Source organism: Paracoccus sp. (in: a-proteobacteria) (assembly GCF_030538495.1).
Taxonomy (GTDB): domain Bacteria; phylum Pseudomonadota; class Alphaproteobacteria; order Rhodobacterales; family Rhodobacteraceae; genus Paracoccus.
Map to the genome: position 1 here is coordinate 66686 of NZ_JAUNTW010000009.1, position 19014 is coordinate 85699.

Genomic DNA, 19014 nt, shown 5'->3' on the forward strand with positions numbered 1-19014 from the left:
GACCATGTTTCGTATGACCACCGCACCCATTGCCGCGCTGATCGCCGGCTTTCTGGCACTGACGCCGGCACAGGCGGAAAATCTGCTGAATGTCAGCTATGACCCCACGCGCGAATTGTATCGCGATTTCAACGACGCCTTCGCCAAACACTGGGCCGCGCAGGGCAAAGATGCGCCGCGCATTGAAACCAGCCATGGCGGGTCGGGCGCACAGGCGCGCGCGGTCGTGGACGGGCTGAACGCGCAGGTCGTGACGCTGGCTTTGGCATCGGACATCGACCGAATCGCGCAATCCGGCCGCCTGCCGGAAGATTGGCAATCCAAACTGCCGCATAATTCCAGCCCCTATACCTCGACCATCGTGTTTCTGGTGCGTCAGGGGAACCCCAAAGAGATCAACGACTGGGGCGATCTGGTCAAACCGGGGATCGAGGTGATCACCCCCAACCCGAAAACCAGCGGCGGCGCACGGTGGAATTATCTGGGCGCATGGGTCTGGGCCGAACGCAACGGCCATGACCCGCGCGAATTTGTGGGCCAGATGTTCAAAAATGTGCCGGTTCTGGACACCGCCGCGCGCGGATCGACCACCACCTTTGCACAGCGCGGCATTGGTGACGTGCTGCTGGCATGGGAAAACGAAGCCTATCTGGCGCTGAAAGAACTGGGCGAAGATAAATTCGACATCGTGGTGCCGTCCGTCAGCGTGCTGGCCGAACCGCCGGTTGCCGTGGTGGAATCCAACATCGCCAATGACGCGCAGCGCGAACTGGCCGAAGGGTATCTGAACTATCTCTATTCGCCCGAAGGTCAGGCGCTTGCGTTCAAACATTTCTATCGCGCATGGGATGACAGCGCCGCCGATCCCGCCGATGTGGCCCGTTTCCCGGCGCTGGATCTGGTGACCATCGACGATCTGGGCGGCTGGGCCAAAGTGCAGCCGGAACATTTCGGCGATGGCGGCATTTTCGATCAGATTTACACCGCACGCTGAGGTTATATGCGTCCAATTGTTCAAAAAACTGCGATTCCCGGCCTTGGATTATCGGCCGGGATTACGCTGTTCATGCTGTCGCTGGTCGTGCTGTTGCCGATTGGCGCGTTGTTGGCGCAAGGCGCGTCTTATGGTCCCGGCAATGTCTGGGCGGTCGTGAACCGCGAACGGGTCTGGGCGGCGCTGTTTTTGTCGTTCCGCCTGTCGTTTTACGCCGCGCTGTTCAATCTGGTGTTCGGGGTGCTGCTGGCCTGGGTGCTGGTGCGGTATCGCTTTCCGGGGCGGCGGATCATTGACGCGGCCGTGGATTTGCCCTTTGCGCTGCCGACCGCCGTGGCGGGGATCGCGCTGACCGCGCTTTATGCGCCGAACGGGCTGTTCGGGCAGTGGGCCGCGCAAATCGGCTGGAAAATCGCCTATACGCAGTGGGGGATTTTCTTGGCGCTGGTGTTTGTCGGCCTGCCCTTTGTGACGCGCACCGTGCAACCCGTGGTCGAAGAAATCGACCGCGAGGTCGAAGAAGCCTCGGCCACGCTGGGCGCGTCGCGGTATTACACGATCCGCCATGTGATCCTGCCGATGCTGATGCCCGCCGCGCTGACGGGCTTTGCGCTGGCACTGGCGCGGGCGGTTGGGGAATATGGCTCCGTCATCTTTATCGCGGGTAACATCCCGTTTCGCACCGAAATCGCGCCGCTGCTGATCGTTATCCAGCTTGAGGAATACAACTATGACGCCGCCGGGGCGATTGGTCTGGCGATGCTGGTGATTTCCTTTGGTATGCTGCTGATTATCAACCTGATCCAAGTCTGGTCCCGTCGGAGGATTGGTTATGTCTGACGCCACCCTGCACAAAGCGCCGCGTTTCCGCGCGGCCACCGACGAATCCGCCGTCACCCGTTGGGTGCTGATCGGTCTGGCCGTGGGCGGGCTGTCGCTGCTGGTGTTCGCGCCGCTGATCGCGGTGTTTGCCGAAGCCTTGGCGCGCGGCTGGGCCGCTGCCGTGGCCAGTCTGGGCAACCGCGACGCGCAGGCGGCCATTCGCCTGACGCTGATCATTACCGCGATTGCTGTGCCGATGAACGCGCTGTTCGGGATTGCCGCCGCTTGGCTGATCACGAAATTCGATTTCCGGGGCAAGGCGTTCCTGATCACTCTGATCGACCTGCCGTTTTCGGTCAGCCCGGTGGTGGCCGGTCTGTGCATCGTGTTGCTGTTCGGGGCCAATTCCGCGATTGGGGGCTGGCTGGTGGCCAGCGGTTATCCCATCGTGTTCGCGCTGCCGGGGATTGTGCTGGCGACGGTGTTCGTCACCTTTCCCTTTGTCGCGCGGGAACTGATCCCGGTGATGATCGAACAGGGCCGCGCCGAAGAAGAAGCCGCCCTGACGCTGGGCGCGTCGGGTCTGCGCACGTTCTGGACGGTGACGCTGCCCAATATCCGCTGGGCGCTGCTGTATGGCACGCTGCTTTGCACCGCGCGGGCCATGGGCGAATTTGGCGCGGTTGCGGTGGTGTCGGGCAAAATCCGTGGCCAGACGGCGACCATGCCGATCACCATCGAAATGCTGTATAACGAATATCTGTCGGTTGCGGCCTTTTCGATGGCGGCTTTGCTGACCGGATTTGCGCTGATCACCCTGACCCTGAAAACCGCGCTGGAACTGCGTCACGCCGACGCTCTGGCTGCTAATCACCGCCACTAAGGGGGCCATGATGCATATTCAAATCGACGAGATTGCAAAAACCTTTGGCGCGACGGCTGCGCTGCAACCCGTGTCGCTGTCGATCCCGTCCGGGGCCTTGGTCGCGTTGCTGGGGCCGTCGGGGTCGGGCAAAACCACGCTGCTGCGGATTCTGGGGGGGCTGGAGTTTCCGACCTCGGGGCGGGTGATGCTGGGCGGACAGGACGCCGCCGCGCTGAGTGTGCAGGAACGCCGCGCGGGGTTCGTGTTCCAAAGCTATGCCCTGTTCCGGCATATGACGGTGTTTGACAACATCGCCTATGGGTTGCGCGCGCGCCCCCGCGCCACGCGCCCCGATAAGGCCGAGATCGCCCGCCGTGTGACCAAACTGTTGGAACTGATCCAACTGCCGCAGATTGGCGACCGTTACCCCAGCCAGTTGTCGGGCGGTCAGCGTCAGCGGGTGGCACTGGCCCGCGCCTTGGCGATCGAACCGCGGATGCTGTTGCTGGATGAACCCTTTGGCGCGCTTGATGCCAAGGTGCGCAAAGAACTGCGTCAGGGTCTGCGCGACATTCACGACGAAACCGGCCTGACCACCGTGTTCGTGACCCATGATCAGGACGAAGCCATGGAGCTGGCCGATCTGGTCGTCGTGATGTCGATGGGCCGCATCGAACAGGTGGGCCGCCCGCAGGACATCCGCGAAAAGCCCGCGACGGCCTTCGTGCGCGACTTTATCGCGGCCTGAAAAGGGCGGGGCCGTCAGCCGACGCGGCGGCCCTGCACCCATACCCCCCGGATCGCGCCGGCGGTGCCGATGCGGGTGACGCGGATCACATCCGCGCGCGCGCCGGTGCCGATGCGGCCCCGGTCGTGCAGATCAACCGCCGCCGCCGGTGCCTGCGTCACGGTGGCAATGCCGCGCGCCAGATTGCCCCACAGATCGCCCAGTATCAGCGCCCCCGACAACAGCGCCGACGGCACATAATCGGATGACAGAATATCCAGCAGGTCCGCCCGCGCCAGATCGGCGGCGGCGACATTGCCGCTGTGTGATCCGCCCCGGATCAGGTTCGGCGCGCCCATCATCACCTGAATCCCGTGATTGCGGCAGGCTTGGGCGGCCTCGAAGGTGGTGGGAAACTCCGCGAAATGGCAGCCATGGCCGTCGCTGATGGCGACATGTTCGGGGGTGGTGTCGTCATGGCTGGCCAGAACGGCGCCGTAACGCCGCGCCTCGGCCACGGCGGTTGCTTCGTGCAATTCCCCCACGCGGTCGCGCAGTTCCTGTTGATCGCGGACATGCTGGGCGAATTGTTCATCGGTCGCGCCGTTTTTGCCCACGACATAGGCGTGCAGTTTGGTGATGTCGCGGAATTGGCGCTGACCAGGAGTGTGGTCCATCAGGCTGACGATGCCCACGCGATCATCGGGACCGAATTTGGCCATTTCCTCGATCAAGGTTTGCGAACAGATTTCGGCGCGCAGATGCAGGAAATGGCTGATCCGCAGCGCGCCCTGCGCCCGCAGGTCCAGAATCTCGGTCGCGACGGCGCGGGCATATTCGCCATAACCGGCATTGGTGGACGTAAAGACCGACCCCACGCGCAACGCGTCAAACACCGTCGTGATCCCGGTGCTGGCCAGTTCGGCATCATGCGCGATGATGGCGGACATATGCGGCCAGTCCACTTTGGGGCGGGGCTGCAAATGCCGTTCCAGATTGTCGGTGTGCAGTTCGATCAGCCCCGGCATGACCATATCCCCGCCGCAGTCAATCGCGCCCTTCGGGACCGACGCGCCGTGGCCGATTTCCGCGATATGCCCGTCGCGGATGACGATCTGGCCGACAAAGGATTCGTCCGGCAGAACCAGCAAGGCATTGGCAAGAATCGTGTCGGTCATGGGTGGTCCTGTCTTGATATGGGGCGCAAAGGCGGGTGAAATGCCACATGACCATTACAACCGTGTGACAATAAGGGGCGGAATTGGATCGTTACGCAATCTATTATGTGCCACGGGCGGGGGATTTTGCCGACCAGATGGCGGCGTGGCTGGGCTGGGATCTGGCGCAGGGGCGCGCGGTTGCGCATCCCGTTCTGGACCTGCCGCGCCCGGTGGCCGATCTGACGCGCAGCCCGCGCAGATACGGGTTTCACGGCACGATCCGCGCGCCATTCCGTCCGGGCGACGGCGTGACGCAGGACGCGATCATCGCGCGCGCCGATGATCTGGCGCGCGCGTTTGCGCCCCTGCGGTTTGACGGGGTGGAACTGGTCGATCTGCACGGGTTTCTGGCGCTGACCCCGGTCGGCGGGCAGGGGGCGCTGAACGATCTGGCCGCCCATGTGGTGCGCGGCACGAATGATCTGCGCGCGCCTCTGAATGACGCCGACATTGCGCGGCGCAACCCGGATCGCCTGACCCCGCATCAGCGCGGCTTGCTGGATCAGTGGGGCTATCCCTTTGTGATGGATCAGTTTCGGTTTCATCTGACGCTGACCGATCACCTGCCGGATGCCGAACGTGGCGCTGTGGCGGACGCGCTGCGGGGCTGGCTGCGCCTGCCGCGCCCGTTCACCATCGACGATCTGTGCGTGGTCGGTCAGGATGAACTGGGCCGGTTTCATCTGATCCACCGTTCGCCGCTGTCGGGGTAAATCGCGGCCAGCAACCGGGCAATGCCCTGTTCCGGCGTGCCGTCATTCATCACCGTGACATGCGGGATGCCCGCCGGGATGCCGTCAGCGCCGCGCGCCAGACGGGCGGCGATGTCGGCCTGTGTTTCGCGCCCGCGCGCGGCCAGACGCGCGGCCAGAATATCGGCGGGGGCGGTGATTTGAATGACGCGCAGGCCGGGGATGGCCGCGACCGCCTGCGGCAGCGCCGCGCGGCTGCCGTTAAAGATCACCGTGCCGCCCCCCGTCAGCGCATCGCGCGGGATGCCGTAACGCAGCCCATGCGCGCCCCAATGCAGCGCGAAATCCCCCGCGCGCAGGCGGGCGTCGAATTGAGGGTCGGTGACGCCGTCGAAATCCTCGCCCCCCGCCGCCGTGGGTCGGGTAATCACGCGCCGGACCAGCCGCAGATCGGGGCGCGCGGCCATAGCGCCCGCGATCAGCGTGTCTTTGCCCACGCCCGACGGCCCGACCACCGCAATGATCATGCCGCGCGGTCCGGGGTAAAGCCGGTCACATCGACCAGCCGGTCGCAGACCTGTTCCCGCGCCTGTTCGTCGTGGAAAATGCCCAAGATCGCGGCGCTGCGGTCTTTGGCATCGCGGATCAGGTCCAGCACGATCTGGCGGTTTTCCGCGTCCAAACTGGCGGTCGGTTCGTCCAGCAGCATCACCGGGAACGGGTGAATAAACCCGCGCGCGATGTTCACCCGCTGTTGTTCCCCCCCCGAAAACGTGGTCGGAGACAACCCCCACAGCCGCCGCGGAATGTTCAGCCGCCACAGCATCGCCTGCGCGGCCTCGATCGCCTGTTCGCGCGGCGTGCCAAGCGCCAGCAGCGGTTCGGCGACGACCTCTTCGGTGGGCACGCGCGGCACCACGCGCAGAAACTGGCTGACATAGCCCAGAACCTGACGCCGCAGCGCGATGATCTGGCGCGGCTGGGCGCGGGTCAGGTCAACCCCGGCAATGCGGATCGACCCGCCATCGGCCAGATAATTGCCGTGGATCATCCGCATCAGCGTGGATTTTCCGGCCCCCGATTGCCCGGTCAGCCCGACACATTCGCCCGGCAGAACATGCAGATTGGCCCCCGCCATGACCGGGATCACCGCGCCGCCCTGATTGTGCAGGGTGAAGGATTTCGACAGATTTTCGACAATGATCATAGCGTTACACCTGCAAAACCGACGACACCAGCAACTGCGTATAAGCGTGCTGCGGATCATCCAGCACCTGATCGGTCAGGCCCTGTTCGACGACGCGGCCGGACTTCATCACCATCAGGCGGTCGGCCAACAGGCGCACCACGGCCAGATCATGCGTCACGATGATGACCGACAGCCCCAAATCGCGCACCAGCCCGCGCAGCAGGTCCAGCAGCCGCGCCTGAACGCTGACATCCAACCCTCCGGTCGGTTCGTCCATGAACACCAGACGCGGCCCCGTCACCAGATTGCGCGCGATTTGCAGCCGTTGCTGCATCCCGCCGGAAAAGGCGGTCGGGCGGTCATCCACCCGGTCGGCGGCGATTTCCACCCGGCCCAGCCAATCAACGGCCTGCGCGCGAATATCGCCGTAATGGCGCGCGCCAATGCCCATCAAACGCTCGCCGACATTGCCGCCCGCGCTGACGCCCATCCGCAGCCCGTCGCGGGCATGTTGGTGAACAAAGGCCCATTCAGTGCGCGACAACCGGCGGCGTTCCGTTTCGGACATAGCCAGCACGTCGCGGTTGTCATAGGTGATCGTGCCGCCGTCCGGGCGCTGCAACCCGGCCAGACAAGACAGCAGCGTGGATTTGCCGGACCCGGATTCGCCGACGATGCCCAGCACCTCGCCCGGATACAGGTTGAACGACACATCCGCACAGCCGATCCGCGCGCCGTAACGCCGCGTCAGTCCGGTGACGGTCAGGATAGGCTGATCGGTCATGCGGCCCCCTGCGGCGACAGGCGCCCGTGATGCCCCGATGCCTGACGGCTGGCGCAGAAATCGGTGTCGGAACACACAAACATGCGCCCGCCTTGGTCGTCGGTGATCACTTCGTCCAGATAGCTGTCACTGGCCCCGCACAGGTCGCAATCATGGTCGGGCTTCGACGGGTCAAACGGGTGATCGTCGAAATCCAGACTGACCACGGGGGTATAGGGCGGCAGCGCGTAGATCCGCTGTTCCCGGCCCGCGCCGAACAACTGCACCGCCGGATTGTCCGACAGCTTCGGGTTGTCGAATTTCGGAATGGGCGACGGGTCCATGACATAGCGCCCCGCCACCCGCACCGGATAGGCATATGACGTCGCGATCTGGCCGTGGCGGGCGATGTCTTCGTATAACTTGACATGCATCAGCCCGTATTCCTGCAATTCGTGCATCTTGCGGGTTTCCGTCTCGCGCGGTTCTAAAAACCGCAAGGGTTCGGGGATCGGCACCTGATAGACCAGAATCTGCGCATCGGTCAGGGGCGTTTCGGGGATACGGTGGCGCGTTTGAATCAGGGTGGCGTCCGCCGTGGATTCGGTCACGGCCACCCCTGCGGTGCGTTGAAAAAACTTGCGGATGCTGACGGCGTTTGTGGTGTCATCGGCGCCCTGATCAATGACCTTCAGCCGGTCGTCGGGGGTCAGGCAGGCCGCCGTTAACTGCACGCCCCCCGTCCCCCAGCCATAGGGCATCGGCATTTCGCGGCTGGCAAACGGCACCTGATAACCGGGGATCGCCAGAGCCTTCAGGATCGCGCGCCGGATCATCCGTTTCGTCTGTTCGTCCAGATAGGCGAAGTTGTATTCGTTCACACCAGCCCCCGTTCGGTCAGGTCGCGTTCCAACAGTTCGGGCGTGGTAAAGTGATGCGCGGCCATGCCAGCGGCGCGCGCGCCCGCGACATTGGCGGCGCTGTCGTCGATGAACAGACATTCGGCGGGCGTCACGCCTGCGCGGTCGCACAGGATTTGGAAAATGCGGGGGTCGGGTTTGATCACGGCCTCGGTTCCCGACACGATGGTGACGCCAAAGCTGGTCGCCAGTCGGGGATGGGTTTTCACGCCGATGGGCCATGTTTCCGCCGACCAGTTGGTGATCGCGTGGATGGCGTGGCCGCGGTCGCGCAGCCGGTCCATCAGCGCCCATGTCCCCGCAATCGGTTCCGCAATCGTCAGGGCATAGCGTTCGGGATAGGCCGCCAGCAGCGCCGCATCGTCCGGGTCACGCAATTCGCGCGCCAGATCGGCAAAGCGTTCCCCGCCATCCGCGCGCAGGTTCAGGTCGTGAAACCCGATGCGGTCCAGAAAGTCCTGCGCCGCCGCGCGGTCGCCATATTCGGGCAGAAAGGCCAGCACGGGATCCCAGCGGACCAGAACATTGCCGATGTCGAAAACGATGGTGTTAATCATGTGCTGTCCCCTGTGATGCGGCTGTTTCGGCGTCGTGGCGCAGGCGGCGGACCAGTTCCAATTCCGCCTGAAAATCAACGTAATGCGGCAGTTTGATATGTTCCAAAAACCCGGTCGCCTGCACATTGTCGCAATGCGACAGCACAAATTCGGGGTCTTGGGCCGGGGCGCCGGTGAAGTCTTCGCCCAGTTCGTCCCACCGAAGGGCGCGGTCCACCAGACTGACGGCAATTGCCTTGCGTTCGGATTGGCCAAAGATCAGACCATACCCGCGCGTGAATTGCGGCGGTTCGGTGCGCGACCCTTTGAATTGGTTGACGGTTTCACATTCGGTCAGCTCGACTTCGCCAATCTGGACGCTGAACCCCAATTCGGGGATGTGCATGTCTACCGAGACCATGCCGATACGCAATTCGCCCACGAATGCGTGGGTGCGCCCGTAGCCGCGCTGCGTGGAATAGGCCAGCGACAGGATAAAGCCTTCATCCGCGCGTGCCAGTGATTGCAGGCGCAGCGCGCGGTTTGCGGGCAGTTCCAGCGGCGCGCGCGTCAGGTCGGGGGCGGGGTCGTCGCTGCGGGGGCAGGGTTCAATCAGCCCGTCGCGGTTCAGAAAATCGGTCACATGCGGCACGGGGGCGGGGTCGGCATCGACCTGCGCCGCCGCATCAGGATCAGCGGCAAGCGCAAAATCCAGCAGGCGATGCGTGTAATCAAAGGTCGGCCCCAGCACCTGCCCGCCGGGCAGATCCTTGAACGTGGCCGAAATCCGACGACTGACCGACATGTCGCCCGTATCCACCGGATCCGACGCGCCAAAACGCGGCAAAGTCGTGCGATAGGCGCGGATCAGAAACACCGCTTCGATCACGTCGCCACGCGCCTGTTTCAGCGCAAGCGCGGCCAGATCGGGATCATAGAGCGACCCTTCGGCCATCACGCGGTTCACGGCCAGCGTCAGTTGTTCGCGGATTTGGTCGGTGGTCAGTTCCGCCACGTCCCGGTCGCCGCGCCGGGCATCGGCCAGCCACTGATGCGCGTTGTCGATGGCGCGTTCGCCCCCTTTGACGGCGACATACATCAGACATCCCCCAATTGCGTGCTGCGCGGCAGGCAGGCCAGCCGGTCGCCGCAGGTGAATATGAAATCGAGACCCAACGGAAACCGCGCCGCATTGGCGGCCAACACATCGGGCGCGGGCAGCGACAGATGCGCGGCGTCCTGGATGCCGGGGCCGGTCAGGCGCGTACCGGTGGGGTCCAGAGCGTCCAGTTCGACGATCAGCGTGGCCGAACGGTCGGGGTAATCCGGCAGGCCGACCGGAAAGCGGTCCAGCGGCATCAGATCATCCCAACGGCCATGCGCGAATTGTGCGGTCTCGGCATCGGTCAGGGGCGCGCCGGTGTGAAACGACACCCAGTTGCGCAAGCTGGGGTGATCCGCCGCCCCGGCCAGATGCAGCGGCGTGGTCGGATCGCACAGAACCAACAGCGCGGTCGCCGCCGCCGGTCCGACCGGAGCGGGCGCGGTGCCGCCGGTCAGCCTGTGAATGGTGCCGGGGCGCGCCATGGCCTGCATGATGATGCGGAACGCGGCGGCGGATTGCGGCGCGGGATCGGTCAGCCCGCCGGTCAGGTGGTTCATCAATCCTCTCCGCGTTGCAGGGTGAAAAACTCGACCCGCGTGGCGGCGGCGCGGCGGGCGCGGGTGTCGCGGGTGGCGGCGGCGTCTTGGGTCAGCGCGTCGATCAGCGGGCGAATACGCGGGGCCGCGTCCGTCTGCATCAGCGCGTCGATAATGGCGGCGCGGGTGGCGTGGTCGCGCGAACGGCCCTGCACATGCGCATGACCCACGGTGCCGCAATCCAGTTCCACCGAACAGCGCGTCACCGTGATTTCACCCACATTGAACGGCGCGCCGGTGGCGCTGATGCGGCCCTGCACCATCACGGTGCCGATTTCCGGGCCGCGCAGAACGTGATGCGGCGGCAGGTCGGGCAGCAGCCCCGCCAGTCGGTGGGCCGAGGTCGTGGCCAGTCGCGACATCCAGTCGCGGCGGTCGTGGAGAGAGAAAGCAGACATCTTGCGGATTTGTCCAGATACCTATACAACTAGACAAGCGTTATCCCGATTCTCCCGCCGGGGGCAAGCAAAACAGTGTGAAAGTTTGATGACATGGCGCGTTCCCCTCTGTGGCAATCCATTGCAGCCGCCCTGCGCGATGATCTGGCGGCAGGGCATTACCGTCCCGGTGACAAATTGCCGACGGAATCGGAATTGTCCGCCCGTTTCGGCGTGAACCGCCACACGGTGCGGCGCGCGCTGTCGGATCTGGCGGATGCGGGGCTGGTCCATGCGCGGCGCGGCGCGGGGGTGTTTGTGACCGCGCAGCCGACCGATTATCCGCTGGGCCGGCGCGTGCGGTTAAGCCAAAATCTGGCCGCGTCGGGGCGCACGGCGTCGCGCCGGTTTACGCGGCTGGAAACTCTGCCTGCCGATGGGGCGGAGTCGGCGGCGCTGTGCTTGCCCCTTGGCGATCCGGTGCATGTGGTCGAAGGGGTCTCGTTCGCTGATGGGCAACCGATGGCGCTGTTCCGGTCGGTCTTTCCGGGGCGGCTGGATGTGCTGGCGGCGGTGCAGGAAACCGGGTCGATCACAGCGGCCTTGGCGGCCTGCGGCGTGGCCGACTATACCCGCGCCAGCACTCGGATTACCGCGAAGCTGGCCAGCCCGGTGCAGGCGGTTGCCCTGCATCTGTCTCCGGGCGCGCCGCTGTTGCGGTCGGTTGCGGTGAATGTCGATGCGGGCGGCGCGCCGGTCGAATATGGGCGCACATGGTTCGCGGGCGATCGGGTCAGCCTGACGCTGGGCGATTACCCTTCGTAATGGTCCAGAAAATCGCGCGCGTCCATCCGGCGGAAATCGGGCAGGGCGGCGCGCAGGCGGTCATGGTCCCAATCCCACCACTTCAGCGCCAGCAGCCGTTCGGCAATGTCGGGCGCAAAGCGTTCACGCAGCGGCACCGCAGGCACCCCCGCCACAATCAGATAGGGTGCGACATCCCGCGTCACCACGGCCCCGGCGGCAACAATCGCCCCCGCGCCGATGGTCACATCCGGTTTGACAATCGCGCCGTGCCCGATCCATGTGTCCGGCCCAATCACACAGCGCCGCGCCGCGCGGGCGGCAAAGAAATCCGCGTCATCGTCGGCGTCGTCCCAGTAATAACTTGACCGATACAGGAAATGATGCAGCGATGCGGTGTGCATCGGGTGATCCGTCGGCCCGATCCGCGTCATCGCCGCGATATTGGCAAAAGCCCCGACCGAGGTGTTCGCAATATCCGCCATCCGGTCGCAATAGGCATAGGCCGCGAAATCGCTGTTCAACACCCGCGACGCGGCCCCCACCTCGCAATATGGACCAAAGGTGGAATTGGTCACCTCGGCCCCCGGATGGATCAGCGGGGTATCGGCGGACAGTTTCGGCATGGCGGTATCCTGCGGGTTGATCTGGTGGTATCATGCAGGGCAACGGGTGGCAGACAAGGGGGGATGTGATGCAACCGGCCAAGAACCGCGTGTGTCTGTGGTATGATGGCGGCGCATTGGACGCGGCGCAGTTTTACGCCGCGACCTTTCCAGACAGCGCCGTGGGGGCGGTGTTCCGCGCGCCGGGTGATTTCCCGTCAGGTCAGGCGGGCGACGTGCTGACGGTTGATTTCACCGTCGCGGGCATCGCCTGCATGGGGCTGAACGGCGGGCCATCCTTTCCACAGACCGAAGCCTTTTCGTTCCAGATCGCGACCGAAGATCAGGACGAAACCGACCGCTATTGGAACGCGATTGTCGGGAACGGCGGTCAGGCCAGCGACTGCGGCTGGTGCCGCGACCGCTGGGGCGTGTCATGGCAGATCACACCCCGCATCCTGACCGAAGCCTTGGCGGCAGGCGGGAAACCGGCACAGCGCGCCTTTGCCGCGATGATGACGATGCAGAAAATCGACGTTGCGGCGATTGCGCGGGCGGTTCGGGGGGAATGAGGGGTGGTGGCGGTGCCGAACACCGCCGCCGTTGCCTGTGTTGATTATCGGGTAGCGAACTCGCTGTTCAGCGCTTGTAACGCAGTCGCGACTTCGTAATAGGGGCCGAAGGTCGGAACCGTCACCTCGACCCACGAATAGATCAGCGGGGTATCGGCGGACCGTTTCGGCGTCATGGCGTCCCCAACGGTTCGGCCACATCATGCGGCATCACCCAAGATATGCCCCGGCTGTCACAATTTGCACATGGCAATGTTGTTATTGCCGCTGAACGGGCTGCGGATGTTCACCGTCCAGCCACGCAACCGCCCCAGATTCAGCTGTTCCAGAATAGCGGGAAAACCGGCGCAGAATTTTCGCGCCTCGGCCGGGGCCATGTCGATATGCATGGTCATGGTTTTTGCGCCATGAAAGAAACACGGCTGCGACAGCAACCCCTGACGTTCCAGAACGGTGCAGATGGCCCGGGCGGTTCGAATGTCAGCGTCCAATTCGCTGGTCGTTTGCGCCGTCGCATCGGTCAGCGTCAGGCCAAACACAATGGCAAGAATCGCCGCAAAGAACGTGTTCATTTCGTATCCCGTTGGTTGCGCCGAATATGCACACCGCAGGCGGATAAACCAAATGATATATACTTAAACTTTTATCCATCCCGACCGCCGTCCGTTGTGAACAGCGGTCGGGCATCGCAATCAGTGCGACATCAGCACCGGAACCGGCGAGTTTTCCAGAATGTCGCGGGTGGTGCCGCCCAGCAGGTCTTCGGTGAATTTGCTGTGTTCATAGGCGCCCATCACCAACAGCCCGATATGCGCGGCGGCGCAGGCGTCGATGATGGTCTGGCCCACGCCGTCGGGACCGGGGGACAGGATCTTCATCTCGGCGGCGATGCCGTGGCGTTCCATCAGGCGCATCACGTCTGACCCGTAATCGGCGGGCAGATTGTCGCCCACCCCCATCAGGATCACGCGCTGTTTGGTGCCCAGAATATGCATCGCATCGGCCAAAGCGCGCGCGGCGGCGCGTTTGCCGTCCCATGCGACCGCCGCCGTTTCCACGATGGTGGGCGAGTTATAGGCATGCGGGACCACGATCACCGGGCGACCGCTGCGCAGGGCGACCACATCGGGGCGGACGGCGAAATCCTGACCTCTGGCGGTGTCGGATGCCGTGCCGATGACCACGACGTCATGACCGCGTGCGGCTTCGTTGATGGTGCGTTCGCGGGGGCCATACACCTCGAATGTGGCGCGGTCGCTCAGGCCGGCGGCGTCCACGGCGGCCTGAAAATCGGCGCGACGCCCCTGCACAAAATCGCTGTCATAGGTGTCGATGATCCGCGCGATTTCCGGCGTCAGAAAGGTGCCCGCCTGATGGCGCAGCGGGTTTTCCGGCAGCCATACGGCGGCGGTCAGATGCGCGTTGTATTTCTGCGCCATCTTGATCGCCATGCGCAGCGCGGCCGGACCGCCGCCGTTACCGGTATAGTTTGTCAGGATGCTGCGGATGCTCATGGCGGGATTCCTATGTCTAAAGTCAGCGGCGTTCTGTTGTATTTTCGTCATTTTTGCGCGCCGATACAACCCGGATCAGTCCGACATGCGCACCGAATAATCGCGTGCCAGGATGTCCAGAACATGTTTGCGCAAAGCGGGGTCGATATGCGTGGCCTGCCGCGCCAGCATCGCCGCATCGCGCCCGACCAGCGTGTCATAGGCGCCCAGCCGTTCCGCCGCCAAAGCCTGATAAATCGGGTCGCGCAAGGCGGCGCTGATGGCGTCGGTCCAGGCGGTCTGAATGGCGGCGGGGGTGGTGCGCGGCACGACCAGCAGCTTTTGCGCGGCAAAGCCTGCCGTCGCAAACACCCGCAGCGCGTCATAATCGGGGCCGGATGGCGGCGCACCGTGGATCCGTTCATACAGTTCGGCAAAGGTCGGCAGGTCGGGAAAGCTGGGATCGCGCTGTTCTTGCCCCTGCGCGTCCAGAACGCCCCAGCTGAACAGCGGCACCGCCCGCCCCGCTGCGATTTGCGGCACGACATTGGCCAGATAGGCGGCGGTCGTCTGATGGTCGATATTCGCCGCGCCCTGCTGCATCGCGTTCAGCCCGTCGCTGCGCCCGGTATAGCCAAAGATATAGCGCACATCGAAACCCAGCATCCGAAAAGCCAGCATCGGTACCAGATCCAGCGATGCCGGACCCATGCTGGCGTAACGCAGCCTCTGCCCCTGCAACTGCGCGGCGTCGCGCCATGACCGCACGCCCAGTTCCGGCGCGATATAAACCGCGCCGCCCGTGGGCGTGGCCATCAGCACATCCCAGTCATCGAAATGGAACCGCACCCGGAAATCGCGCAGCAGATAGGTGATCTGCGTGGACCCCGATGTTCCCAGAACCATAGTGCCATCGGACCGCGCGCGCGATGCAAACAGGTTCGCGCCGCGTGTGCCGCTGCCGCCGGTTTCGTTGCGCAGCACGATTTCGGGCTGGCCGGGCAGGTAACGATGGATCAGAGGCGCCATAAAGCGCGCCCAGACATCGGACCCACCCCCTTCGTTAAAGGGGATGATCCATTCGATCCGCTGCCCGGTGAAATCCACCACAGGCACGTCCTGCGCGCCAATTGCGCGCGCGGGCAGGGCCGCCGCCAGCAGCGCCATCATCTGTCGCCGGTTCAGCGATCCCATCGGCATGGTCATTCCCCCTGATGGCGCAACCCTAATGCGGGACGGGTGGCCCTGCCAGCCGATTTTTTCGTCTGTGGGCTTGCGTCTATGGGCCGGGGCGCGCAGGTTGCGCCCATGCGTATCGTGCTGATCGAAGATAACCAGATGCTGGCCCGCGCCGTGGCTCAGGCCCTGCGCGACGAAGGTCATTCCGTGGACTGGCTGGGCGACGGTCAGGACGGAGCGGAATTTTTGCTTCATGCCGGGGCGGATCTGGCGATTGTCGATATGAACCTGCCGCGTCTGGGGGGGCTGGACGTGATCCGGCGTGTGACGGCAGGGGGCGCGGATATTCCGGTGCTGGTGCTGACCGCGCGCGACAGTCTGGATGACCGCGTGGCGGGGCTGGATGCGGGGGCGGATGATTACATGACCAAGCCCTTTGACATGGCCGAACTCTGCGCGCGCGTCCGGGCGCTTGGCCGCCGTCGCGGGCGGCGGGGGCAGGTCGTGGAAACCATGGCGGGGTTAGAGTTCGACCGCGCGGGGCGGCGTCTCTCTGGCCCGGACGGAGTGATCGACCTGTCCCGCCGCGAACTGGCGCTGTGGGAGGCGTTGTTTGACAGCGCCGACCGCGTGGTGTCCAAGGCCGCGCTGTGCGACAGCATCTATGGCACCGGGGCGGATGTGGATGTGAACGCGGTTGAATTGCTGGTGTCGCGCCTGCGCCGCAAAATCGAACCGGGCGGGGTTCAGATCAAATCCATTCGCGGCCTTGGCTATATCCTGCAAAGCACAGGCGCGGCATGAAGGCGCGGCTGTGGGGCGCGCGCAGCCTGCGCACGCGGCTGTTTGTGCTGATCGTTGGGCCTCAGTTGGTTCTGGCGGTGACGGCCAGCATCATTCTGAACTGGATGGCGCGGGATGTGTCGCGCGAACTCTATGACGACACGTTAAAGGTCGTGGCCCATGCCGTCGCGCGCGAGGTGATGGTGACGCGCGGCGATGTTCTGGCCGATGACCTGCTGCAATCGCTGCAAGAGGCTTTGGGCGACACGATCTATTATCAGGTTCATGCGGCCGGGGGGCGGTTTGTGGTCGGGCGCACCGACGCGCCGCCCTTACCCGCCGGGGTGGAATATCCCGAAGGTATGGCGGTGTTTTACAACGCCGTTTACGATGCGCGCCCGGTGCGTGTGGTGGTGCTGCGCGAATACATCACCGACCCCGAACTGGATGGCTGGACCACGGTTCGGGTGTGGCAGACGGTGACGCAGCGTCAGGCCCTGGGCTGGCAGATGATGGGGCAGGCGGTTGTGGTGCTGGCGCTGATGGTGGTGTCGGTGGCGGGGCTGGTCTGGTTCGGCATCAATCGCGGGCTGTCGCCGCTGACCGATCTGCGCAATGCCGTGGCCCTGCGCAGCACCAACGAATTGCGCCCCATCCGCCGCCGCGTCCCGCGTGAGGTGATGCCGCTGGTCACCACCATCAACGGTCTGTTCACGCGGCTGTCGGCAGAGCTGGACCGCAGGCGCGCCTTTATTTCAAACGCCGCGCATCAGTTGCGCAATCCGGTGGCGGCGATTCAGGCGCAGGCGGAATCGGCACTGGCGGCGGCGACGGATCATGACCGCCAGCACCGCCTGCGCGATCTGGCGGAACTGGCACGGCGGTTGTCGCGTCTGACGCAGCAATTGCTGCGGCTGGATCTGGTCAGCGATGATGGCGGTGCGACGCCTCCCCCCGCTCCGGTCGATATGGGGGCGATTGTGGCGAATGTCGCGCGCCGCCATGTCCCCGCCGCCCTGCGCCGCGATGTGGATGTGGCGCTGAACGCGCCCGATGCTGCGCTGCCCGTCGCCGTGAACCCGGTGTTGCTGGAAGAAGCCGTCGATAACCTGATCGACAATGCGCTGAAATACGGCTGCCCGCCGGGCCGTGAATTGCGGCTGGACCTGTCGCAGCGTGACGGGCGGGTGATTCTGAACGTCACCGATGACGGCCCCGGCATCCCCGCTGACCTGCACGAATCGGTGTTTGACCGATTCTTTCGCGTGGTTGATAACGACGATGGCGGGTCGGGGCTGGGCCTGCCCATTGTGCGCGCCATTGCCCGCCGCGCGGGCGGAGACGCGGCGGTTGTTGCCTCTGCGCGCGGTTGCACGATCTGCCTGTGGCTGCCTTTGGCAAAAAAATCGGCGTGATCGGCAAGAAAATGACGCCGTGACAGTTTTCTGACAGCTTCGCATGGCAGAACCGGCGCATGAATAACACAGGCGCAAAATGCGCCGGTCCAACGGGAGGATACCTGATGCAATCACCCATGCGTCGCATTCGCGGGATTGTCGCCGCGGCTGTCGCCGGCCTGACCATGGCCGTTTCGACCCCTGTCATCGCCCAGGATGTCAGCTTTTCGGGTAAGACCGTCGAATTCTGGGTTCCCTTTTCCGAAGGTGGTGGCGCAGATGTGTGGGCGCGTTTCTTGGCGCCGTATCTGTCGCGCCATCTGGACGGCAACCCCAACGTGATCATCCGCAACGTGCCGGGCGGCGGGTCCATCACCGGCACCAACGAATTCGCGTTCCGCGCGCGTCCGAACGGGTTGCAGATTCTGGGAACCTCGGGGTCGACGCAATTCCCGTTCCTGCTGGGTGACAAGCGCGTGCGTTACGATTACGCCGATTTCACCCCGGTTCTGGTGTCGCCCACGGGCGGCGTGGTGTATATCCCCGGCAATCTGGGCGTGAAAGACGCATCCGAGCTGGGCGCGATCAAAGACAAAGAACTGGTCTACGCCAGCCAGGGCGCAACCTCGCTGGATCTGGTGCCGATGCTGGCGTTCGAGGTCTTGGGCCTGAACGTGCGCCATGTGTTCGGCATGACCGGTCGTGGTGATGGCCGTCTGGCGTTTGAACGCGGCGAAGCCACCATCGACTATCAAACCACCTCGGCTTACCTGACCAACGTGGTGCCTCTGGTCGAGGCGGGGACCGCTGTTCCGCTGTTTTCCTATGGCGTGCTGAACAGCGAAGGCGAAATCGTGCGCGATCCGTCCTTCCCGGACATCCCGCATTTCGTCGAAGCCTATGAAATGCTGCATGGCGAAAAGCCGTCGGGTCTGGCCTTTGACGCGTATAAAGCGTTCTTCATCGCGGGTTTCGCGGCGCAAAAGCCTGCCGTTCTGCCGAAAGGCACGCCCGATCACATCGTCAAGGCGTATCGTGACGCCTTCGCCGCTGCTGCCGCCGACCCGGAACTGGTCGCAAGCGCCGGTGAAATCCTGGGCGAATACCAGCAGGCCGTCGGCGACGACGTGGACACGCTGTATAAAGTCGGCACCACCATCGACCCCGAAGCGCGTGAATGGGTCCGCAATTATCTGCGCGAACGTCACCGCGTGACGCTGGACTGATCCTGATAGCACCGACCGGGTGCCGCCCTCTGCGCGGCGCCCGGTTTTTCCGTCCCGTCTGACCGGCAATAACCGGCGCGGCACGTTTTTTTCGTCACCTTGCCGGAGCCATCCGGCCATCGCCACCCGGCGACCCTGTGCAGCGGCGC

Annotated in this window: 23 protein-coding genes; 10 read left to right on the forward strand and 13 right to left on the reverse strand. The window is 64.4% G+C overall.

Annotated features, from left to right (window positions below; genetic code table 11):
* Positions 1–13 precede the first annotated feature (13 nt).
* From Q4G20_RS10110 to Q4G20_RS10125, 4 genes are read left to right on the forward strand one after another with little or no spacing between them, the layout of a single operon-like run.
* Positions 14–994: a sulfate ABC transporter substrate-binding protein gene (locus tag Q4G20_RS10110; protein ID WP_303343420.1), complete on the forward strand. Its 981-nt coding sequence runs from the start codon at positions 14–16 to the stop codon at positions 992–994.
* A 6-nt stretch (positions 995–1000) separates the two neighbouring features.
* A complete protein-coding gene (cysT, locus tag Q4G20_RS10115; protein ID WP_303343322.1) occupies positions 1001–1834 on the forward strand; it encodes a sulfate ABC transporter permease subunit CysT in 834 nt (277 codons plus the stop codon).
* Complete coding sequence (gene cysW, locus Q4G20_RS10120) at positions 1827–2699, forward strand: sulfate ABC transporter permease subunit CysW (protein WP_303343323.1); 873 nt, start codon at positions 1827–1829, stop codon at positions 2697–2699. Before cysT ends, cysW begins: the two co-directional genes overlap by 8 nt.
* A gap of 10 nt (positions 2700–2709) precedes the next feature.
* Complete coding sequence (locus tag Q4G20_RS10125) at positions 2710–3429, forward strand: sulfate/molybdate ABC transporter ATP-binding protein (RefSeq protein WP_303343421.1); 720 nt, start codon at positions 2710–2712, stop codon at positions 3427–3429.
* A gap of 14 nt (positions 3430–3443) precedes the next feature.
* On the opposite strand, the gene Q4G20_RS10130 is transcribed toward Q4G20_RS10125, so the two are convergent.
* A complete protein-coding gene (locus tag Q4G20_RS10130) occupies positions 3444–4586 on the reverse strand; it encodes an alpha-D-ribose 1-methylphosphonate 5-triphosphate diphosphatase (protein ID WP_303343324.1) in 1143 nt (380 codons plus the stop codon).
* A gap of 83 nt (positions 4587–4669) precedes the next feature.
* Between Q4G20_RS10130 and Q4G20_RS10135 the strand changes: the two genes are divergently transcribed.
* Positions 4670–5341 carry a DUF1045 domain-containing protein gene (locus tag Q4G20_RS10135; protein WP_303343325.1) on the forward strand — a complete coding sequence of 224 codons (672 nt, stop codon included), beginning with the start codon at positions 4670–4672 and terminating at the stop codon, positions 5339–5341.
* Here the strand turns inward: Q4G20_RS10135 and phnN are convergent.
* The 8 genes from phnN to phnG are packed head-to-tail and all read right to left on the reverse strand — an operon-like array spanning position 5308 to position 10827.
* Positions 5308–5847: a phosphonate metabolism protein/1,5-bisphosphokinase (PRPP-forming) PhnN gene (phnN, locus tag Q4G20_RS10140; RefSeq protein WP_303343326.1), complete on the reverse strand. Its 540-nt coding sequence runs from the start codon at positions 5845–5847 to the stop codon at positions 5308–5310. The genes Q4G20_RS10135 and phnN overlap by 34 nt on opposite strands.
* The gene (phnL, locus tag Q4G20_RS10145; RefSeq protein WP_303343327.1) at positions 5844–6527 is read right to left on the reverse strand and encodes a phosphonate C-P lyase system protein PhnL; all 684 of its coding nucleotides are present in this window, start codon (positions 6525–6527) and stop codon (positions 5844–5846) included. The genes phnN and phnL overlap by 4 nt, the downstream gene beginning before the upstream one ends.
* A gap of 4 nt (positions 6528–6531) precedes the next feature.
* Positions 6532–7293: a phosphonate C-P lyase system protein PhnK gene (gene phnK, locus Q4G20_RS10150; RefSeq protein WP_303343328.1), complete on the reverse strand. Its 762-nt coding sequence runs from the start codon at positions 7291–7293 to the stop codon at positions 6532–6534.
* Entirely contained in the window at positions 7290–8153 is an 864-nt protein-coding gene (locus Q4G20_RS10155; RefSeq protein WP_303343329.1) for an alpha-D-ribose 1-methylphosphonate 5-phosphate C-P-lyase PhnJ, read from the reverse strand. The genes phnK and Q4G20_RS10155 overlap by 4 nt, the downstream gene beginning before the upstream one ends.
* On the reverse strand, positions 8150–8749 hold the full coding sequence (locus tag Q4G20_RS10160; RefSeq protein WP_303343330.1) for an HAD-IA family hydrolase: 600 nt from the start codon (positions 8747–8749) through the stop codon (positions 8150–8152). The genes Q4G20_RS10155 and Q4G20_RS10160 overlap by 4 nt, the downstream gene beginning before the upstream one ends.
* Positions 8742–9827 carry a carbon-phosphorus lyase complex subunit PhnI gene (locus Q4G20_RS10165; protein WP_303343331.1) on the reverse strand — a complete coding sequence of 362 codons (1086 nt, stop codon included), beginning with the start codon at positions 9825–9827 and terminating at the stop codon, positions 8742–8744. Before Q4G20_RS10165 ends, Q4G20_RS10160 begins: the two co-directional genes overlap by 8 nt.
* Positions 9827–10390 (reverse strand): phosphonate C-P lyase system protein PhnH, encoded by a 564-nt coding sequence (phnH, locus tag Q4G20_RS10170; RefSeq protein ID WP_303343332.1) that lies wholly within the window; start codon positions 10388–10390, stop codon positions 9827–9829. The genes Q4G20_RS10165 and phnH overlap by 1 nt, the downstream gene beginning before the upstream one ends.
* Positions 10390–10827: a phosphonate C-P lyase system protein PhnG gene (phnG, locus tag Q4G20_RS10175; RefSeq protein ID WP_303343333.1), complete on the reverse strand. Its 438-nt coding sequence runs from the start codon at positions 10825–10827 to the stop codon at positions 10390–10392. Before phnG ends, phnH begins: the two co-directional genes overlap by 1 nt.
* Positions 10828–10920: 93 nt before the next feature.
* On the opposite strand from phnG, the gene phnF reads away from it, so the two are divergent.
* A complete protein-coding gene (phnF, locus tag Q4G20_RS10180; RefSeq protein ID WP_303343334.1) occupies positions 10921–11631 on the forward strand; it encodes a phosphonate metabolism transcriptional regulator PhnF in 711 nt (236 codons plus the stop codon).
* On the opposite strand, the gene Q4G20_RS10185 is transcribed toward phnF, so the two are convergent.
* Positions 11619–12236 (reverse strand): chloramphenicol acetyltransferase, encoded by a 618-nt coding sequence (locus Q4G20_RS10185; protein WP_303343335.1) that lies wholly within the window; start codon positions 12234–12236, stop codon positions 11619–11621. The genes phnF and Q4G20_RS10185 overlap by 13 nt on opposite strands.
* A gap of 68 nt (positions 12237–12304) precedes the next feature.
* Here Q4G20_RS10185 and Q4G20_RS10190 point away from each other — a divergent pair, with 68 nt between their 5' ends.
* Positions 12305–12787, forward strand: a complete 483-nt coding sequence (locus Q4G20_RS10190; RefSeq protein ID WP_303343336.1) for a VOC family protein — start codon at positions 12305–12307, stop codon at positions 12785–12787.
* Between the two features lie 233 nt (positions 12788–13020).
* Here Q4G20_RS10190 and Q4G20_RS10195 read toward each other — a convergent pair whose 3' ends face one another.
* The 3 genes from Q4G20_RS10195 to Q4G20_RS10205 form a co-directional block, all read right to left on the reverse strand.
* Positions 13021–13359, reverse strand: a complete 339-nt coding sequence (locus Q4G20_RS10195; RefSeq protein ID WP_303343337.1) for a hypothetical protein — start codon at positions 13357–13359, stop codon at positions 13021–13023.
* Positions 13360–13479: 120 nt separating this feature from the next.
* A complete protein-coding gene (locus Q4G20_RS10200) occupies positions 13480–14301 on the reverse strand; it encodes a universal stress protein (RefSeq protein WP_303343338.1) in 822 nt (273 codons plus the stop codon).
* 75 nt (positions 14302–14376) lie between these two features.
* On the reverse strand, positions 14377–15486 hold the full coding sequence (locus tag Q4G20_RS10205; protein ID WP_303343339.1) for a tripartite tricarboxylate transporter substrate-binding protein: 1110 nt from the start codon (positions 15484–15486) through the stop codon (positions 14377–14379).
* Positions 15487–15588: 102 nt separating this feature from the next.
* On the opposite strand from Q4G20_RS10205, the gene Q4G20_RS10210 reads away from it, so the two are divergent.
* The 3 genes from Q4G20_RS10210 (at position 15589) to Q4G20_RS10220 (ending at position 18865) form a co-directional block, all read left to right on the forward strand.
* Positions 15589–16263, forward strand: a complete 675-nt coding sequence (locus Q4G20_RS10210; RefSeq protein ID WP_303343340.1) for a response regulator transcription factor — start codon at positions 15589–15591, stop codon at positions 16261–16263.
* The gene (locus Q4G20_RS10215) at positions 16260–17657 is read left to right on the forward strand and encodes a sensor histidine kinase (RefSeq protein ID WP_303343341.1); all 1398 of its coding nucleotides are present in this window, start codon (positions 16260–16262) and stop codon (positions 17655–17657) included. Before Q4G20_RS10210 ends, Q4G20_RS10215 begins: the two co-directional genes overlap by 4 nt.
* Before the next feature lie 107 nt (positions 17658–17764).
* Complete coding sequence (locus Q4G20_RS10220) at positions 17765–18865, forward strand: tripartite tricarboxylate transporter substrate binding protein (protein WP_303343342.1); 1101 nt, start codon at positions 17765–17767, stop codon at positions 18863–18865.
* The last annotated feature ends 149 nt before the right edge of the window (positions 18866–19014 follow it).

Bases quoted from the DNA above. Each gene is read 5' to 3' on its own strand.
- Q4G20_RS10110 (WP_303343420.1), top strand. From the start codon at position 14: ATGACCACCGCACCCATTGCCGCGCTGATCGCCGGCTTTCTGGCACTG.
- cysT (WP_303343322.1), top strand. From the start codon at position 1,001: ATGCGTCCAATTGTTCAAAAAACTGCGATTCCCGGCCTTGGATTATCG.
- cysW (WP_303343323.1), top strand. From the start codon at position 1,827: ATGTCTGACGCCACCCTGCACAAAGCGCCGCGTTTCCGCGCGGCCACC.
- Q4G20_RS10125 (WP_303343421.1), top strand. From the start codon at position 2,710: ATGCATATTCAAATCGACGAGATTGCAAAAACCTTTGGCGCGACGGCT.
- Q4G20_RS10130 (WP_303343324.1), bottom strand. From the start codon at position 4,586: ATGACCGACACGATTCTTGCCAATGCCTTGCTGGTTCTGCCGGACGAA.
- phnN (WP_303343326.1), bottom strand. From the start codon at position 5,847: ATGATCATTGCGGTGGTCGGGCCGTCGGGCGTGGGCAAAGACACGCTG.
- phnL (WP_303343327.1), bottom strand. From the start codon at position 6,527: ATGATCATTGTCGAAAATCTGTCGAAATCCTTCACCCTGCACAATCAG.
- phnK (WP_303343328.1), bottom strand. From the start codon at position 7,293: ATGACCGATCAGCCTATCCTGACCGTCACCGGACTGACGCGGCGTTAC.
- Q4G20_RS10160 (WP_303343330.1), bottom strand. From the start codon at position 8,749: ATGATTAACACCATCGTTTTCGACATCGGCAATGTTCTGGTCCGCTGG.
- Q4G20_RS10165 (WP_303343331.1), bottom strand. From the start codon at position 9,827: ATGTATGTCGCCGTCAAAGGGGGCGAACGCGCCATCGACAACGCGCAT.
- phnH (WP_303343332.1), bottom strand. From the start codon at position 10,390: ATGAACCACCTGACCGGCGGGCTGACCGATCCCGCGCCGCAATCCGCC.
- phnG (WP_303343333.1), bottom strand. From the start codon at position 10,827: ATGTCTGCTTTCTCTCTCCACGACCGCCGCGACTGGATGTCGCGACTG.
- phnF (WP_303343334.1), top strand. From the start codon at position 10,921: ATGGCGCGTTCCCCTCTGTGGCAATCCATTGCAGCCGCCCTGCGCGAT.
- Q4G20_RS10185 (WP_303343335.1), bottom strand. From the start codon at position 12,236: ATGCCGAAACTGTCCGCCGATACCCCGCTGATCCATCCGGGGGCCGAG.
- Q4G20_RS10190 (WP_303343336.1), top strand. From the start codon at position 12,305: ATGCAACCGGCCAAGAACCGCGTGTGTCTGTGGTATGATGGCGGCGCA.
- Q4G20_RS10195 (WP_303343337.1), bottom strand. From the start codon at position 13,359: ATGAACACGTTCTTTGCGGCGATTCTTGCCATTGTGTTTGGCCTGACG.
- Q4G20_RS10200 (WP_303343338.1), bottom strand. From the start codon at position 14,301: ATGAGCATCCGCAGCATCCTGACAAACTATACCGGTAACGGCGGCGGT.
- Q4G20_RS10205 (WP_303343339.1), bottom strand. From the start codon at position 15,486: ATGACCATGCCGATGGGATCGCTGAACCGGCGACAGATGATGGCGCTG.
- Q4G20_RS10210 (WP_303343340.1), top strand. From the start codon at position 15,589: ATGCGTATCGTGCTGATCGAAGATAACCAGATGCTGGCCCGCGCCGTG.
- Q4G20_RS10215 (WP_303343341.1), top strand. From the start codon at position 16,260: ATGAAGGCGCGGCTGTGGGGCGCGCGCAGCCTGCGCACGCGGCTGTTT.
- Q4G20_RS10220 (WP_303343342.1), top strand. From the start codon at position 17,765: ATGCAATCACCCATGCGTCGCATTCGCGGGATTGTCGCCGCGGCTGTC.